Below are 16386 nucleotides of genomic sequence, written 5' to 3'. Positions count from 1 at the left end.
CGGTTCAGGAGTCGCTGCTCACGAGTCACTGCGCACGAGTCGCCGGCTCATGAGGCCGCCTGGACGGCGGCGATGAGTCCGGTAGTCGAATAGCCCGGCACGCTCGGAAGGATGACGATCTCGCCACCCGCCCGGCGGACGGCCTCGGCCTCGGGCATCGCCCGGCCGGTGTAGTCGCCGCCCTTCACCCACACGTCGGGGCCGAGACGCTCGATCAACCCGGACGGGGTGTCCTCGTCGAAGACCGTCACGGCGTCCACGCAGCCGAGCGCGCGCAGCACCTCCACGCGGTCGCGCTCGCCGACGACCGGGCGGGCCGGCCCCTTCAGGCGGCGAATCGAGTCGTCGCTGTTCAGGCAGACGATCAGCGCGTCGCCGAGCGCCCTCGCCCTGCGGAGCAGGCTCACGTGCCCGGCGTGGAGCAGGTCGAAGCAGCCTCCCGTGGCGATGAGCCGTCCGCCCGCGGCCCGGACGGCGGCGGCCACCTCGAAGGCTGAGCCCCCCACCGGAACCCCCGCTGAACCCACCGCCGGGACCCCCACTGAGCCCCCCGCCGGGGCCGCGGTCCGTGCCTCCGGCGCGGCCAGGCGGATCGCCGCCGCACCGCCTTCCTCGACGAACCGGGTGGCCTCGCCGACCGCCGTCACGACCGCGTCCTCGGTGGACGCGCCGTCGGCCAGGGCGACCGCCGCCGCCGCGGCGAACCTGTCCCCCGCGCCGCACGCGTCCCGGCCGACGGCCACCCCGGGCGGCGGCATCCGGACGAAACGGCCGCCGCGGAACGCCAGCACCGCGCCGCGCTCCCCCAGCGTGACGGCCACGGCCTCGGCGCCGAGGTCGCGGACCAGGCTGCGGGCGGCCCGGTCCGGCGTCGTGTACGGCTCGGCGCACAGCAGCCGGGCCTCCGCCTCGCTGGGCGTGACGAGCGCGCAGCCCGGCACGAGCAGCGAGCCGCGCGGATGCGGGTCCCAGACCACGGGCGCCCGCAGTCCTGACCCGATATGGGCCCCGATATGGGCCTCGAGATGGGAGAGGTACGGCTCGGCCACGCCGCCGCCGTAGTCGGCCACCAGGATCGCTCTCGCGCTCCTCAGGACGGCGACGGCCCGCGCCATCGCCGAGCCGTCGGGGCGGCCGTCTCCGGTGTCGATCCTGAGCAGGGTCTGCCCCCTCGCGCGGATCCGCGTCTTGCGGACGGTGGTGCCCCGTAGCGGCAGCCGTACCACCTCGACGGACGTCGAGAGCAGACTCTCCAGGAGGCGGCCGGACGGGTCGTCGCCGATCGCGGTGATCAGGACCACCTCGGTGCCGTCACGCGCGGCGAGCAGCGCGGCGAGGCCCGCGCCTCCCGGCCGGTGGTGTTCGGCTCGGCCCTCGACCACGGGCACGGGAGCGTCCGGGCACAGGCGGCTCGCGTCGCCCTCGACGTCGACGTCGAGCAGCGAGTCCCCCAGAACGACGACGGGTCCGGTCACGCGCAGGCCTCCTCGATCACGTCGCAGAGCATGTGGATGACCGTGAGGTGCACCTCCTGCACGGTGGCCGTGTCCCCGACGGGCACGGCGAGGACCTCGTCGCAGAGGTCGGCCAGCGGGTTGGGCGCGGGACCGGTCAGCGCCCACGTCGTGAGCCCGCACTCGCGCGCGGCCTCGGCCGCCGCCGTCACGTTGGGGCTTGCTCCGCTGGTCGATAAGCAGATGAGCACGTCCCCCGGGCGGCCGTGGGCGCGCACCTGCCTGGCGTACACCTCGTCCATGCCGAAGTCGTTGCCGATCGCGGTCACCGCCGAGGTGTCGGCGTGTAACGGGATCGCCGCGTAGGGCCGCCTGTTGGCGCGGTAGCGTCCCACCAGCTCGGCCGTCAGGTGCTGCGCCTCCGCGGCCGAGCCGCCGTTGCCGCAGGCCAGCAGCCGTCCGCCGCCGGTCAGCACGGCGGCCAGCTTGAGGCCCCACGCGTAGATCCTGGGCGTGTCCGGGTCCACCGCCGCCAGGGCGGTGCTCAGCCGGGCGAGATGAGGATGCATGGCTCAGCCTCCCGCCGCGGCGAGCCGGTCGAGCCGGCCGCGCGCCAGATTTCGGTAGACGGACTCGGTCTGGGCCGCCACCCTCGGCCAGCCGTACCTGGCACGGGCTCTGCGCACGCCCGCCGCCGACAGCGCGGCCCGCAGGTCCGGCCGGGCCAGGACGTCGCGGAGCGCCCGCGACAGGGCGCGCGGCTTACGGGGCGGGACGAGCAGCCCGCACCCGGCGACCGTGTCGAGGTGGCCGCCGACGGCCGACGCGATCACCGGCACGCCGCAGGCCAGGGCTTCGAGGGGCACCATGCCGAACGGCTCGTACCACGGCACGGTCGCCAGCACGTCGGCGGACCGCATCAGGGCGGGCACCTCGGTCCGGCCCACGCTGCCGATCAGCCGCACCCGGCCACCCAGGCCGTAGCCCGTCGCCAGCGTGCGCAGCCGTACGACCTCCTCGTCGCCGGGCGCGCCGCCCGCGATGACGAGCTCGGCGTCCGGGATCTGGCGCATCGCGCGGACGACCGTGTCGACGCCCTTGCGGGGCACCATCCGGCCGATGCTGAGCACACGCGGCCGGCTGCCCCGGGGCGCCGCCGGGCCGTCGGGGCGGAACAGGTCGAGGTCCACACCGCACGGCACGACGGCGACGCGGTCGCTGGACACGCCCATCGCCGCGAGCTCCTTCACCTCGTCGGAGCAGGTGGCGATGACCGCGTCCACCCGCCGTCCCACGTCGCGCTCGATGGCGATCCGCGTCGGCGGGCTGGTGTCCGACGTGCCCTGCCAGCGCCGCTTGACCGTGCCGAGCGCGTGGAACGTCTGCACCACCGGGATGCCGAGGTCCTCGGCCGCCATCAGCGTGGCCAGCCCGCTCATCCAGAAGTGCGCGTGCGCGACCTCCGGCCTGCTCTCCGCCCATCTCCGCGCGAGGTGCTCGGCGAAGGCCGGCATGTACGGCAGGAGCTCGTCCTTGGGCAGCGGCTCCGCGGGCCCGGCGGGCACGTGGTCCACCGTCACGCCGGGCGCCATGGCGACGGTGTCCGGCTGGTCCTCGCTGGTCCGCCTGGTGTGAACGGTGACCTCGTTGCCCCGCTGGGCCAGCGCGACCGCGAGCGCCGCGACGTACACGTTCTGCCCGCCCGCGTCAACGCCGCCGAGGGCCGCCAGCGGGCTCGCGTGCTCCGATATCAGAGCGATCCTCATGGAACTCCCTCCCTCACGACGGCGAGGCGGCGGACCGCTTCGACGACCTGTTCACCGGTGACCGAAGACAGGCAGGGGTGGCCGGGAACCGGGCAGATCCTCGCCCTGGTCCCCCGGCATGGCGCGTCCTGATCGCCCAGGAGCACGGACGGCACGCGGTACGGCGCCCAGCGCGCGGCGGGCACGACGGGGGCGAACAGGCTGACCACCGGAGTGCCCACCGCCGCCGCGAGATGCGCCGGGCCGGTGTTGGCGACCACGACGGCGGACGCTCCCGCGAGCACCGCGGCCAGCTCCGCGAAGGTCGTCGCCCCGCCCAGGTCGGCCGCGTGCGATCCGGCCACTCGGGCGGTGAGCCCGCGCTCGCCCGGGCTGCCCGTGACGACGACCCGCTCGCCCGCCGCGGCGAGGTCGCCGACGGCGGCGGCCCAGTGGTCCGGCTGCCAGGCCCGCGCGGGGGCGGTGGTCCCCGGGTGCACCACCACGTAGCCGGGCTGCCCGGTCAGGTGCTCCATGTCCGGAAGCGGCCGCCGTACGGCCAGCGCCCCGTCGTCGCCCGGGGGAAGCTCGAATCCGGCGGCGCAGGCGAGGCCGAGCATCCGTTCGGCCTCGGGGACGTCCACGGTCTCGTCCACGACGTGGCGCAGATCGAGGAGCGACCCCGGGTAGTCGGCGCTGATCGCCGCGATCCTCGGCGTCCCCGCCAGCCGCAGCAGCAGCGCCATCGGCAGGGCCGACTGGTGGAACGAGGTGAGGATCAGCGCCATGTCCGGGGCGATCTCGCGCACGTCCTGGATCAGCCCTGCGGCATGCGTGTTCGTCACCGGAACGGGCTCGGGGTCGATCCACGGCGTCCGCCACTGCAGCACCCGGTCCACGCCGGGAAGCAACTCGGCGGCGGCGCGCCCGTGCGGCCCGGCCAGGAGCACGACCTCCCTCGCCCGCGCGGCCACGGCACGGATCGCCGGGCCGGCGAGCAGGACGTCGCCCGCGTTGTCGGGTCGCACCACCAGCACGGTCCCGATCACAGGCGCCCCCGCCCGGTGCTCGCGTGGCTCCGAAACCGATCGGCCAGCACGCGGGCTTCGCCGCGGAGCCGTTGGGCGCACGCGACCGGTGGGATGACGATGCTCGTGACGGCCATGCGGGCGACCTCTTCCGGCGTACGCGGCCCCGGGGCGATCCGCGCCCAGGCGAACTCCGCGGTGAGGCCGAGCCACACGAGACCCGCCGCCCCCGCAGCCGCCCGTCTCCGGGAAAGAGCGATCGCGAGGAGGCCGGTGGCCGTGGTGAGGGCATGCCGCCTGAGGCGGCCGGGATGGCCGCCGATCAGGGCACGCCAGCCGGGGCCGTGCAGGTCGCGCATCAGCGCGTCGGCGGCGTTGCCCCGCTGAAATCGGACGCTCGACCAGAACCCGTCGTCGCGGACCGGGTGGCGAGTGACCCGCCGCCCTCTCACGAGCGAGAATCCCTCGCGCTCGACGCGTAAGGCGAGATCGCCGTCCTCCCGGTAGGCGCCGGTGAACCGTTCGTCGAAGCCGCCCGTGGCCTCCAGCGCCGTCCGCCGGTAGGCCATGTCCGCGGTGATCCACTGGGCCCCGGCGAGGCCCGCCGTGTTGCGCTCGGCGTCGGTGGGCCGGCGGCCGGCCGGCAGGGGGACCTCCAGGCGGCCCTGGCTGCCGCCGACCTGCTCGGGCAGGCTCGCGAGATCCGCCATGACGGCTTCCGCCCATCCGGGGCCGGGCACGACGTCGTCGTCCAGGAACGCGATCCACGGAGTCGTCGCCGCTCTCCATCCGGCATTGCGGGCGGCGGCGGGCCCGCGGCCGCCTGAGCGCAGCACGCGCACGCCCTCCGGGACGGCCAGCGGCGACAGCCCGGAAGAATGCCCCGGCCTGTCGTCCACCACCACGATCTCGGGTCCCGCGCCGATGGCGGCGATCGTCGCCGCCAGGCTCGGGCGGCCAACGGTCGGAATCACCACGGTGAACAGCCCCGCAGGCGTGAACTCCCGGACCTGGGACGCGAGATCCGGCCGGGACCGGGCCGCCGCGCCGCTCGTTGCGAGGCCGTACGCCGCGGGGCTGTTCGCCGTCATGCCGTTCGTCATCCGGCGAACACCGCCCCTCGGCGGACCACGTACGGCCCGAGCACCAGGACATCCACGGGGGCGGAGCCGAAGCACTCCAGGGCGTCCCGGGGGTCGTCCACCATGGGACGGCCGGCCGTGTTGAGGCTCGTGTTGACCACGACGGGCAGCCCGGTCCGGGCCTCGAACTCCTCAAGCATCCGCGCCAGCAGGGGATCCCGGCCGCGCTCGACGGTCTGGACCCTGGCCGTGCCGTCCACGTGGACGACGGCGGGGATGCGGTCGCGCCAGCCGGGCCGTACGTCGTGGACGAACAGCATGTACGGGCTCGACATGGGCCCGCGCTCGAAGATCTCGGGTGCCCGCTCGGCGAGCACCATCGGCGCGATCGGGCGGAACTGCTCGCGGCCCTTCACGTCGTTCAGCCGCTCGGTGTTGGCCGGCCTGCCGGGATGGGCGAGTAGCGAACGGCGGCCGAGGGCCCGCGGGCCATACTCGCTGCGCCCCTGGAACCAGGCCACGATGCGGTCGTCGGCCAGCTCCGCGGCGACGGTGGCGGCCAGGTCGGCGGGCCGCTCGTACGGCACGCGCGCGACGTCGAGCCACGCGGCCAGTTCCTCGTCGTTCCAGCCACGACCGAGGTCGGCGCCGGGCATGGGGGCGACCGTGTCGCCGTGGGCGTGGGCCAGGTGCAGAGCGCCGCCGAGCGCGGTGCCCGAGTCCCCGGCGGCGGGCTGGACCCAGATGTCCTCGAAGGGGCCCTCGACCAGCAGCCGCGTGTTGGCGACGCAGTTCAGCGCCACTCCTCCGGCCATCGTGAGGTAGCGCGCGGCCGTACGCCCGTGCAGCCAGCGCGCGAGGTCCAGCAGGACCTCTTCCAGGCGGACCTGCACGCTCGCCGCGAGGTCTGCGTGGTCGGCCGTCCACCGCTCCCCCTTGGCCAGGGCCTTGGCGTAAACGCTCCAGTCGACGGGCTCGACGCGGAAGCCCCCGTCCCCGGTCGGGTAGACCAGCTCGCGCAGCTCCCTCAGGAATCGCGGCTCGCCGTACGACGCCAGGGCCATGACCTTGTATTCGTCGCTGGATCTGAGGAAGCCCAGGTGCTGGGTGACCTCCTCGTACATGAGGCCCAGCGAGTGCGGCAGGCTCTGGCCGGCCAGGACGGTCAGCTCGCCGTCGCGGTAGTGCCCGGCCAGGTGCGACACCGACTCCCCGCGCCCGTCGCAGACCAGCACGGCCGACTCGCGGTACGGCGCGGCCAGGCCGGCCGACGCCGCGTGGGCGATGTGGTGCGGCACGTACCGCACCTGGGCGGAGTCGAGCCCGGGAAGCGCGGTGGCGAGGAAGTTGGGCGCACGCCTGGCGTAGGTGGTGCGCAGTTCCTCCCAGCGCTCGTCGAGCCCCTCCTGACCGGGCCGCACCAGCTCGGGGTCGTAGGAGTAGGCGACGGCGTCAAGATCCTCGGGCCGCAGCCCCGCCTGCTCGAGACACCACGCGGCGGCCAACTCGGGCAGTTCCCAGGCCGAGAAGGGCACCGGGCGCTTGCCGTGCTTACGGCGGCTGAACCGCTCCTCCTCGGCGGCGGCGACCACCTCGCCGTCCACAACCAACGCAGCAGCTGGATCATGAAATATTGCGTTTATCCCCAGAAATCGCATCGGTTTACCTCCGTTGCACGTGGGTGTCTGGTTACCGAGAGAAGCGCTTCTAAACGCTCTTTTGCGGAGAAGTCAACGTGAATAGGGCGCGTTCTCAACGATCGTCACGCTAGGTAATCAACCACGGCGTTTGCCCTCATACCGGGCGGGTAGCCGGGCGAAGCGAAAAGGCACGATCCGGGAAGGCGTCAGGGAGGTGCCGTGTCACGCCACATCGACCGCCCGGCCTGGCCCGCCGCCGTGCTGTTCGACCGTGACGGAACGTTGATCCACGACGTTCCGTACAACGCGGACCCCGGCGAGGTGGAGGCGGTGCCGGGCGCACGGGCGGCGCTGGACCGGCTCCGCCGGGCAGGCGTGCCGGTAGGCGTGGTCAGCAACCAGTCGGGCGTCGCGAAGGGGCTCATCAGCCCAGCCGCCCTGACCGAGGTGAACGCCCGCGTCGAGGAGCTGCTCGGCCGTTTCGACGTCTGGGCCGTGTGCCCCCACGACGACGCGGACGGCTGCGACTGCCGCAAACCGGCTCCCGGACTGATTCTCCGGGCCGCGGCGGCCCTCGGCGTGAGCCCCCGCGACTGCGTGGTGATCGGGGACATCGGCCGCGACATCGAGGCCGCGCGCGCCGCCGGGGCGCGTGGCATCCTCGTGCCGACTCCGGTGACGCTGCCCGCCGAGGTGGCGGCCGCTCCGGAGGTGGCGCCGGACCTCGCCGCCGCGGTCGACCGGCTGATCGCCCCTCGCCGAGACGAGCCGACACGAGCCGACACGGGCTGACGCGAGCCGATACGAGCCGACACGAGCCGACACGATCACGGCATAAGGCCGCCGAACGAGGACAGAGGTCACGGGGAGATGGAAATACGGGGAGCGGTGATCCGATGAGAATCCTGGTCTGGCACGTGCACGGCTCGTGGACCACCTCGTTCGTGCAGGGGGGCCACGACTACCTTGTGCCCCTCACACCCGACCGCGGCCCCGACGGGCGGGGGCGGGCGCGGACCTACCCGTGGCCGGCGAACGTGCGCGAGGTGCCCCACGACCTGTTGTCCGGCGAGGATGTGGACGTGGTCGTCTACCAGCGGCCCCACGAGATCGAGCTCGCACGGCACTGGCTTGGGCGCGACGTGCCCGGGGTCTACGTGGAGCACAACACCCCGGCCGGGGACGTGCCCAAGACCCGGCATCACCTGGCCGACCGGGACGACATCCCCCTCGTCCACGTGACGCACTTCAACGAGCTGTTCTGGGACTCGGGACGGGCGCCGGCCCGGGTCATCGAGCACGGCGTCGTCGACCCCGGCTGCCTCTACACCGGCGAGCTGCCCAGGGCGGGCGTCGTAGTGAACGAGCCGATCAGGCGGTGGCGGGTCGCCGGGACCGACCTGCTGCCCGCATTCGCCGCCGCCGTTCCTCTCGACGTGTACGGCATGCGGGTCGGCGGCCTGCCCGCGAAGCTCGGCGTGGTGGACCGGATGGAGACCTTCGAGGATCCGCCCCAGAGCGCGATGCACGCCGAGCTCGCCCGCCGGCGGGTCTACCTGCACCCGTATCGATGGACGTCGCTCGGGCTCGCGCTCATCGAGGCCATGCTGCTCGGCATGCCGGTCGTGGCCCTGGCCACCACGGAGGCCGTTGAGGCGGTGCCGCCGGAGGCGGGCGTCGTCTCGACCAAGGTCACCACGCTGATCGACGCCCTGGGCGCCTTCGCGGCCGACCCGGAGCTGGCGGCCCAGGCCGGCAAGGCGGCGCGGGGGGCCGCCCTCGCCCGCTACGGCCTCGGCCGCTTCCTCTCGGACTGGGACCGGCTGCTGCGCGACCTCGTGTGAGCTCGGGTGAGCTCGTATGAGAGCCGCCCCCCCGAAGTCGAGGTCGAGGTCGAGGTGAGGTGTTTACCCGATACGTGCCGGGCTCGGGGGGCATGCGCCGCGACGGGAGGGAATGGTCCCATCATGATGCGCAACCTGGTGAACGGCGCAGTCGGCGGCGCCCTCGGGACCGCCGTGATGAGCGCGGTGATGATGGCGGGAGACCGAGCCGGCATGATGGGGACGCTCCCACCCAAACGAATCATGCGGGTGACGCTGCCCGGCCAGAAGCACCGGCCCAAGCCCGGCGAAGGGGCACTGGGGGCGATCGCCCATTTCGCGTTCGGCAGCACGGCGGGGGCCGCGCTCGGCTTGGTGACGGGCGGCAGGCGGATCCCGCTCCCGCTCGGAGCGGCGTACGGCCTGGCGATCTACATCGCGAGCTACCAGGGCTGGGTGCCGCGCATGGGCGCCCTTCCGCCGGCGACCCGGGACACGTTCGGCCGCCAGGCGATCCTCGCCCTGGGGCACATCGTGTACGGCACGTCGCTCGCGATCTCGATGAACCGGCTCAAGACCGAGAAGATCGCCGGCTTGCGGATGCCGACCCGCGGTTACGAGGCCGAGCGTGTCGAGCGGGTGGCCCGGCGTCCCCAGCCCGTATACTGAGCGCCGTCAAACCCTACCGTCGGCCAGCCGCCGGCCCTGCCTTTCAAACCCGGTCGCCAACCCGGCCGCCAGGCACGCCAAGGGCACGACGGGCAGGACGTACCGGTGGTCGAAGTCCAGCACGGCGACCGGCCCGATCAGCAGTGTGACGGCGGCCCCCCATGGCAGCGCCACCGTCCCCGGCCGCAGGACGGCGCCCGCGGCTCCCAGGAGGAGGATCGCGACCAGCACCGGTCCGCGCAGTTAGGCCACCTGCTGGTAAGCGACGAGCAGATCGGCGTACGGCCGGACCGACCGCATGCCGGTGATGTCCGGGTCATACTGCCGTCTCACCTGGCCGACAAGCGGCTGCCCATCGGGAAGCGGCCAGGATCCGTGCGCGAAGCCGAACGCGGGGACGGTCCGCGCGGGGCGGGCGATCGGGGTCCAGGCGAACGCGAGCGCGGTGTCCTTCGCCACGTCACGGAGGTAGTCCAGCGGCTGGGCGGCGATGGCGCACAACGCGAAGGTCCGAGCCCGGTCGTTGTAGGCGAACCGGTCACCGGGCAGCCGGTTGATCGCGGCCCCGGGCGCCCAGACATACTCGGAGGCGGCGTCGGGGACGGTCCCGTTCGGGCAGAGCGGGGCCAGCTCAGGCGAGGGCCGGATGACCGCGCAGTCCGCGAAGGTCATGGTGCGGGCCCACAGCGCCACCCCGTCCGCGCCGCTGAGCGTGAAGTGCCCATAGCGCTCGCCGTACCAGGCGGCGTAAGCGGCCAGCGGCAGCAGCCCGGCCACGGCCAGCACGGCGAGGCGTCGCCAAGGGACGCGGCGTACGGCGAGCACGGTCAGGGCGAGCACGATCAGCGGCAGCGCGATCGTCCGGGTCAGCGCGGCTCCCGCGAGCAGCAGGCCCGCGACCGTCGCGGCGCGCGCCGACGGCACCGGCCACCAGGTCAGCACGGCTGTCGCTGAGACGACGAGCAGAATGAAGAGGGTGTCGGACAGCACGGCGTGCTCCAGCCTGAGGAACGAGGCGTCGAACAGCACCGGCGCGGCGGCAAGGAGAGCGCCCCAGCCAGGCAGCCCCTTACGGCGCAGCAGCGCATAGATGACCACGCCCGTCGCCAGCCCCATGGCGTGCTGGACGGCAACGACCACCCCCACGCTGTGGAACGGCAGCAGGGCCCGCAGCAGCAGCGGGTAGCCGAGCGGATGGAACGCCCGCGCCGGGCCCAGGTGGACGGCGTTGTCCAGGTAGGTGAACGAGTCGTACCAGTACAGCCGGGCAGACGGATAACCGAGCATGACCACGACCCGGAGCGCGGCGGCGACCGCGAGCGCGATCGTGAAGGCCCGATGGCGCCCGGGAACGGCCCGGAGAAAGCCGGCGGAGGCCATGGGACGGGCGTGAGTGAGCATGGCGAATCCGATCGTCGGGGGAAGACCCGCGCGGGCCGGCATGGGGCGTGCGCGGTGGGCCGAGCCGCTCCACGAGGGCGCTCCTGCGGGTCTCGGCCCTGCGGCCGTTGGCCAGCACGCGCCGGGCCACACCGTACAGCCAGAGGCGGGCCGCCGGGCCGTCCTGGATGTCGGAGACGCGGCGCCAGGCAGTCGTAAAGGTCTCGGCGAGGGCGTCGGCGGCATCCTCGTGGGATTCGGTACGCCGCCGGACGTAGGCGAGGAGATCCGCGAAGTGCGCCAGGTAGATCTCCTCGAAGCGTTGTCTCTTGTCCGAGTGGTCCACCCTTGCCCCCTGTCGCCGCTTCCTCCGCCATTTCGTACGTGTCCGGATGGCAAGGAGTGTTTCAAGCGGCACCCATGGCGCGGCGTCAACAGGCAGGGTCTCGGGCAACAGCGCCACCGAAAGCATCACCCGCGCCTTCGGGCTGAAGTAACCCCCCCCGCACCCCCCCGGGCGGGGCCGCCCCCAGCAGCCCCGCCCGGACCCATCTCAAACCCTCCCCGAACCCGCGCGAGCGGAGCGAGCACAATCAAACAGCCGAGCGGAGCGAGGCCAGTGTTAGCGCGAAGTCGCCTGCCGGGTCCGTGTACCAGCGGACGACGTCGAAGCCGGCCTTGGTCAGCTCGTCGCGGACGCCTTCCTCGCGGAACTTCGCGCTGATCTCGGTGCGCATCTCCTCGCCGGGCTCGAAGGAGATCGACAGGCCGAGGCCGCGGACTTGGACGCGCATGGCGCGGGTGGCCCGCAGCCGCATCTCGATCCAGTCGTTGTCCTCGTCGTAGAGGGCGACGTGCTCGAACGTGCCGGGTTCGAAGTCGGCGTCCAGCTCCCGGTTGATCACGCGGAGGACGTTGCGGTTGAACTCGGCCGTCACGCCCAGGGTGTCGTCGTAGGCCGCGACGAGCCGCCAGCGGTCCTTCACCAGGTCGGTCCCCAGAAGCAGGGTGTCTCCCGGCTTGAGGGTGGACCGCAGTTCCTTCAGGAACACCTCTCTGGCGGCGGGTGGCAGGTTCCCGATGGTCCCGCCGAGGAAGGCGACCATCCTCCGGCCGGTTCTCGGCAGCAGCGACAGGTGGTGCTCGAAGTCCGCGCGGACTGGCCGTACGGCCAGGCGGGGGTAACGGGCGGCGAGCCGTTCGGCGGCGGCCTCCAGGGTGACGGCGTCGACGTCGACGGGCGTGTAGGTCCGCAGCGTCCCGGCGGCGGTGAGCGCGTCGAGCAGCAGAACGGTCTTCTCGCTGGTGCCGGAGCCGAGCTCGACGAGGGTGCCGGCGCCGCTCCTGGCGGCGATGTCCCCGGCGTGCTCGCGGAGGATGGCCAGCTCGCGTCTGGTCGGGTAATACTCCTCCAGCCGGGTGATCTGGGAGAACAGCTCACTGCCGACCGCGTCGTAGAACCACTTCGGGGGCAGCCACTTGGGCGTCGAGGTGAGCCCGGTGCGCACATCCTGCTCCAGTGCCTGCCGCAGGTAGTCGCCGTCGAGATAATCGGTCACCGCGTGGGTTACAGCCATGGGTCGCTCCTCAGTCGATGGGTGTGATCAGCACGCCGTCGGGGGATGCGAGCAGAAGGTTCCTGTCGGGTACGGCCTGCCAGCCTGGGCGGTCGTCGAGCGGCTCGCTGGCCACGAGCACGCCTTCGTCGAGATGGGCGAAGAGGGTGTCGCCCCAAGCGATGGCGGCGATCTCGGTGCCACCGCAGATGAGCAGGTTCAGCCGGGCCACGGGGTCGGCCTTCCCCGCCTCACGCACGACGAGGGGCGCCGCCTCGGCGAGCGGCATCCCCGTGCGGAGCTGTGCGAACACGGCGGAGGCGAGCCACGCGGAGTCGCACGCGCTCTCGGGGTCGGACGCCAGCGGCCGGAGGGCCTCCCGGTCGACCCGGCCGTTGTGGCTGAGCAGCCACCGCCCGTCGGCGAAAGGGGCGGTGGCGGTCTCCTCGACGGGCATGCCGACGGTGGCCGACCGTACGGCGGCCATCAGGCATGACGAGCGCGCGACCTCGGCGAGCCCGGGCAGGTTGGCGTCGGTCCAGATGGGGATGCTCCGGCGGTAGCGGACGGGCTCGGGGCGGGACGGGTCGTACCACCCCACCCCGAAGCCGTCGGCGTTGACCTTCCCGTAGGCCTGCATACGGGGGGCGTACGACTGCCGCAGCAGGCCGCACTCCGAATCGAAGATCAACGATGAGAGTGCCCTGGACGGGCCCAGCCACGCCGCGTGGCGGCACATTCAGTCCTCCGAGCGGGCGCAGCGGAACCCTGCGAAGATCTGCCGCCGGATCGGGTAGTCCCAGTTGCGGAACGTCGTCCTGACAGCCGTGGGATGGGTGGCCCAGGAGCCGCCGCGGAGCACGCGGTAGGTCTCCCCGAAGAAGACCTCGCTGTACTCCTTGTACGGGAAGCTCCGGAAGCCGGGATAGGGCAGGAACCACGAGTCGGTCCACTCCCAGACGTCGCCGATGAGCTGCTCGGCCCCGTAGGGGCTGGCTCCCTCGGGGAACGCCCCGATCGGCGCCGGGCGGGCGGCGCGGTGGCCGAGGTTGGCGTGGTTCAGGCTGGGGTCGAGTCCGGGGCCGCCGTCGCCCCACGGGTAGGTGCGCCCGCCGCAGGCCTTCTCCCATTCGGCCTCGGTGGGCAGCCGTTTCCCCGCCCAGCGGGCGTAGGCGTCGGCCTCGTACCAACTCACGTGCTGCACCGGCTCGTCCATGGGGACGGGTTCCTCACGGCCGAACCGGGTCCGCCACCAGGTGTCGTCGTCCCTCCGCCAGAAGAGCGGGGCATGGACGCCGGTCGTCTCGACCCACTCCCACCCCTTGGGCATCCACCAGCGCGGGTCGTCGTAGCCGCCGGCGGCGATGAACTCGGCGTAGGCGGCGTTGCTCACCGGGAACCGGTCGATCCAGTAGCCGGGGAGGTACATGCGGTGGGCGGGGCGCTCGTTGTCGTACGCCCAGGGCAGGGTGTCGGTCCCCATGGTGAAGATCCCGCCGGGGACGTGGACCTCCGGGGCCGCCCGGCCCAGGTTGGCGGCCGCGCCTTTGGGGTTCAGAGAACGGAGGTTCAGAGAACGGGCCGGGGGCAGCTCGCCCTCGCGGACCAGCCCCGGCTCCTTGGAGAGCTGGAGCGTGGCGAGCATCGTCTCGTCGTGCTGGTGCTCGTGCTGGAGGATCAGCCCGAAGACGAAACCCCCGGCGAGCAGGGGGTCCGGGTCGTCCAACTGGACCTTGTCCAGCACGTCGAGGACCCGGCCACGGACCCCCGAGATGTACCGCCTGGCCTCGGCCGGCCCGAGCAGCGGAAGGGCCGGCCGGTTGCTCCGGGGGTGCTTGAACGCGTCGTAGAGGTCGTCGATCTCCGGGCGCAGCGGGGTGATCCCGCCGACCTCGCGCAGGACCCAGAGCTCCTCGTAGTTGCCGACGTGGGCGAGGTCCCACACGAGGGGGGACATCAGGGATGAATGCTGGCGGACCAGCAGGTCGTCGTCGGCGTTCGTGTAGGTCAGGGAGCGGTCGCGTACGGCGGCCAGCTCAGCGGCGATCTTCTCCTTGAGCCCGTTGGGATCGGTCACGAGCGTACCTCCAGCGTGGGAGCCCCGGCCTTCGGCTGGGAAAGGGCGACGGCCGGCGAGCGGCCGGGTTCGATGTGCTTGGCGGCGAAGGCGGAGACGCGGTCGACCAGCCAGGACTCGGCCCCGAGCCTCGGCAGCGCCTCCACCGCCGCGCGGAAGCAGGTCTCCGCGGCCCGTCGCAGGGCCGGGTCCGCCAGCCCGGCACGGGCGGCCCCCGCCCATCGGCCGCTCACCGGCTGGGCCGCGGCGAGCGCGGTGTCGGCGGCCCGGTCGTCCATGACGAGGGCGTGGACGACGGCGGCGCAAACCGGCCAGTCGTCGACTCCCTGCGCGTCGAGGTAGCGGACCTCGAGCCAGCCGCGGGGCCGTACGGGCGGGAAGAGGGTGGTCGCGTGGTAGGCCAGGTCCTCTTCGGTGGGCGGCCTCCCGGCCACGGCGGCGAAGTCGCGGAACGCCGAGCCGTCCAGCACGGGGCGGAAGCCGTCGCCGTCCTCCCTGACCATCATGAGACGGGCGTCCAGGAGGTAGCGCGCCCAGTCGTCCGCCGGGTCGCCGCCCCCAGCCCCTGACGCGGCTACAGACGCCGTCCTGCTGGGGTCGAGGTTAAGCCAGACGGCCTGGCGGCCCGACACCCAGCCCGGGGCGGGCGAGTTGGCGAAGGCCGCGACGAGCACGGGGCCCAGCAGGTGCGAGCGTGCCCACCGAACCGCCGGGTCGGCGCCGAAATCCAGATTGACCTGCACCGACGCCGTCGAGCACATCATCATCGGCCCGTACGGCACGCCGAGGAAGGCCGCCATGGCGTCGTATCGGGGCTCCCTGAGCTGCCGCTGGGGCGGCCGGAGCGGGTCGAGGCCCGTGCCGCCCAGCGTCAGCCCGGCCTCGCCGAGCGCCAGCCGTACCGCGTCGACGTCGGCGACGAGGCTGGCCACGGCGTCCGGGAGGAGGCCCGGCGGCGCGGAGAGCTCTAATTGGCCGCCGGGCTCGAACGTGATCCGGCTCCCTCCCGGCATCGGCGGGAGGGCGTCAGCGATCCGGGCGATGGGCACCGGCGCCGCGGGGACGTCCGCGTCGAACACCAGGAACTCCAGCTCGACGCCGACTCGATCTGTGGTGGTTCCGCGAAAACACCTCTGGGCGTACGCCTGTACGTCGGTCATTCGCCCTCCATCGGCGTACACACGGAGATGAGCACGGCTCCGCGAATGGCGCAGAACTTTCAGGGGAAGGAGTCCTCCCCGGGAAAGAGCGACCTTTAACCCAGAAAGCCCTAAAAACAAGTAGTTTAAACCGGAAAAGCATGGCCCAGGGCCGCCTCCCGAGTGGGAGACCACTCGGCGTCGCTCATCCTGATCAGGGAGACGCCGACGGCGCCGAAGGCGGCCAGCAGGATCACCGGGCCGCCGAGGCCCAGCACCAGGTTCCACGCGCTCGCCCCGAAGAGCCAGACGACGATGCCGACGAGCACGCCCGCCGGGAACCACCAGCCCGCCCTGCCCGCACGGGCGTAGGCGACCGCGACGAGGACCAGCCCGAGGAAGGACCCGATCATCCCGGGCATCTGCCAGCCGGCGACCATGGCGGGCTGCGCGGCGTCCTGCATGAGCTTCTCCGCCTGCTGGACCGGCAGGCTCTGGAACAGGACGACGTCGAAGAAGTCGGAGATCATGAGCGAGGAGAAGTCGATCAGGCCCAGGACCGTCACCACCCCTGCGATGTTGGCCAGGACCACGCCCTTGCCGCGGACGAGGTGGACGAGCCCGATGACGCCGGGCACCCAGAGCACCCAGGCGTAGTGCAGGAGGGTCGTGCTGATGCCCACGGCCGTGGCTCGGACGGGTCGACGGCCATGCCGAGGAGCAGGCAGAGAGGGGCGAGGATGAGGCTGGCGCCCGCGGCGGTGCGGCGGAACGCGTTCGCATTGGTAATCAT

The 16386-nt window shown here is 72.9% G+C and carries 16 protein-coding genes and 1 pseudogene; 3 read left to right on the top strand and 14 right to left on the bottom strand.

Annotation, left to right across the window (positions count from 1 at the left end):
• Positions 1 to 47: 47 nt before the first annotated feature.
• Genes ABH927_RS25140 through ABH927_RS25115 form a run of 6 tightly spaced genes read right to left on the bottom strand, consistent with a single transcriptional unit; the run spans position 48 to position 6967 of the window.
• A complete protein-coding gene (locus ABH927_RS25140) occupies positions 48 to 1475 on the bottom strand; it encodes a PfkB family carbohydrate kinase (RefSeq protein WP_370025348.1) in 1428 nt (475 codons plus the stop codon).
• Positions 1472 to 2023: an SIS domain-containing protein gene (locus ABH927_RS25135; protein ID WP_370025345.1), complete on the bottom strand. Its 552-nt coding sequence runs from the start codon at positions 2021 to 2023 to the stop codon at positions 1472 to 1474. Before ABH927_RS25135 ends, ABH927_RS25140 begins: the two co-directional genes overlap by 4 nt.
• Positions 2024 to 2026: 3 nt before the next feature.
• Entirely contained in the window at positions 2027 to 3220 is a 1194-nt protein-coding gene (locus ABH927_RS25130) for a glycosyltransferase (protein ID WP_370025342.1), read from the bottom strand.
• A complete protein-coding gene (locus ABH927_RS25125) occupies positions 3217 to 4245 on the bottom strand; it encodes a glycosyltransferase family 9 protein (RefSeq protein ID WP_370025445.1) in 1029 nt (342 codons plus the stop codon). Before ABH927_RS25125 ends, ABH927_RS25130 begins: the two co-directional genes overlap by 4 nt.
• Positions 4245 to 5318 (bottom strand): glycosyltransferase family 2 protein, encoded by a 1074-nt coding sequence (locus ABH927_RS25120; protein ID WP_370025339.1) that lies wholly within the window; start codon positions 5316 to 5318, stop codon positions 4245 to 4247. Before ABH927_RS25120 ends, ABH927_RS25125 begins: the two co-directional genes overlap by 1 nt.
• Positions 5319 to 5326: 8 nt before the next feature.
• Entirely contained in the window at positions 5327 to 6967 is a 1641-nt protein-coding gene (locus tag ABH927_RS25115; RefSeq protein ID WP_370025336.1) for a carbamoyltransferase, read from the bottom strand.
• A 201-nt stretch (positions 6968 to 7168) separates the two neighbouring features.
• Between ABH927_RS25115 and ABH927_RS25110 the strand changes: the two genes are divergently transcribed.
• The 3 genes from ABH927_RS25110 to ABH927_RS25100 all read left to right on the top strand — a co-directional run bounded on the left by ABH927_RS25110 (position 7169) and on the right by ABH927_RS25100 (position 9441).
• A complete protein-coding gene (locus ABH927_RS25110) occupies positions 7169 to 7741 on the top strand; it encodes a D-glycero-alpha-D-manno-heptose-1,7-bisphosphate 7-phosphatase (protein WP_370025333.1) in 573 nt (190 codons plus the stop codon).
• A gap of 104 nt (positions 7742 to 7845) precedes the next feature.
• Positions 7846 to 8793 carry a glycosyltransferase gene (locus tag ABH927_RS25105; protein WP_370025330.1) on the top strand — a complete coding sequence of 316 codons (948 nt, stop codon included), beginning with the start codon at positions 7846 to 7848 and terminating at the stop codon, positions 8791 to 8793.
• Between the two features lie 123 nt (positions 8794 to 8916).
• Positions 8917 to 9441, top strand: a complete 525-nt coding sequence (locus ABH927_RS25100) for a DUF6789 family protein (RefSeq protein ID WP_370025327.1) — start codon at positions 8917 to 8919, stop codon at positions 9439 to 9441.
• Between the two features lie 6 nt (positions 9442 to 9447).
• Here ABH927_RS25100 and ABH927_RS25095 read toward each other — a convergent pair whose 3' ends face one another.
• From ABH927_RS25095 to ABH927_RS25060, 8 genes and pseudogenes are all read right to left on the bottom strand, one after another.
• A complete protein-coding gene (locus tag ABH927_RS25095; protein WP_370025324.1) occupies positions 9448 to 9672 on the bottom strand; it encodes a hypothetical protein in 225 nt (74 codons plus the stop codon).
• A 12-nt stretch (positions 9673 to 9684) separates the two neighbouring features.
• A complete protein-coding gene (locus tag ABH927_RS25090) occupies positions 9685 to 10842 on the bottom strand; it encodes a hypothetical protein (protein WP_370025450.1) in 1158 nt (385 codons plus the stop codon).
• Positions 10843 to 10987: 145 nt separating this feature from the next.
• A pseudogene (locus ABH927_RS25085) lies at positions 10988 to 11293 on the bottom strand (hypothetical protein); the annotation flags it as partial.
• A gap of 121 nt (positions 11294 to 11414) precedes the next feature.
• Positions 11415 to 12398, bottom strand: a complete 984-nt coding sequence (gene egtD / locus ABH927_RS25080) for an L-histidine N(alpha)-methyltransferase (protein WP_370025321.1) — start codon at positions 12396 to 12398, stop codon at positions 11415 to 11417.
• Positions 12399 to 12408: 10 nt separating this feature from the next.
• Entirely contained in the window at positions 12409 to 13116 is a 708-nt protein-coding gene (egtC, locus tag ABH927_RS25075; RefSeq protein ID WP_370025319.1) for an ergothioneine biosynthesis protein EgtC, read from the bottom strand.
• Positions 13117 to 14454 carry an ergothioneine biosynthesis protein EgtB gene (gene egtB / locus ABH927_RS25070; RefSeq protein ID WP_370025317.1) on the bottom strand — a complete coding sequence of 446 codons (1338 nt, stop codon included), beginning with the start codon at positions 14452 to 14454 and terminating at the stop codon, positions 13117 to 13119.
• A complete protein-coding gene (gene egtA / locus ABH927_RS25065; RefSeq protein ID WP_370025314.1) occupies positions 14451 to 15614 on the bottom strand; it encodes an ergothioneine biosynthesis glutamate--cysteine ligase EgtA in 1164 nt (387 codons plus the stop codon). Before egtA ends, egtB begins: the two co-directional genes overlap by 4 nt.
• Positions 15615 to 15739: 125 nt before the next feature.
• Positions 15740 to 16276 carry a hypothetical protein gene (locus ABH927_RS25060; RefSeq protein WP_370025312.1) on the bottom strand — a complete coding sequence of 179 codons (537 nt, stop codon included), beginning with the start codon at positions 16274 to 16276 and terminating at the stop codon, positions 15740 to 15742.
• Positions 16277 to 16386: the final 110 nt, after the last annotated feature.

Origin of the sequence: Planotetraspora sp. GP83 (assembly GCF_041262585.1) — a bacterium.
GTDB lineage: Bacteria > Actinomycetota > Actinomycetes > Streptosporangiales > Streptosporangiaceae > JAOEGB01.
Note: the sequence above shows the minus strand (reverse complement) of the source record. Positions and strands in the feature narration are given on the sequence as shown.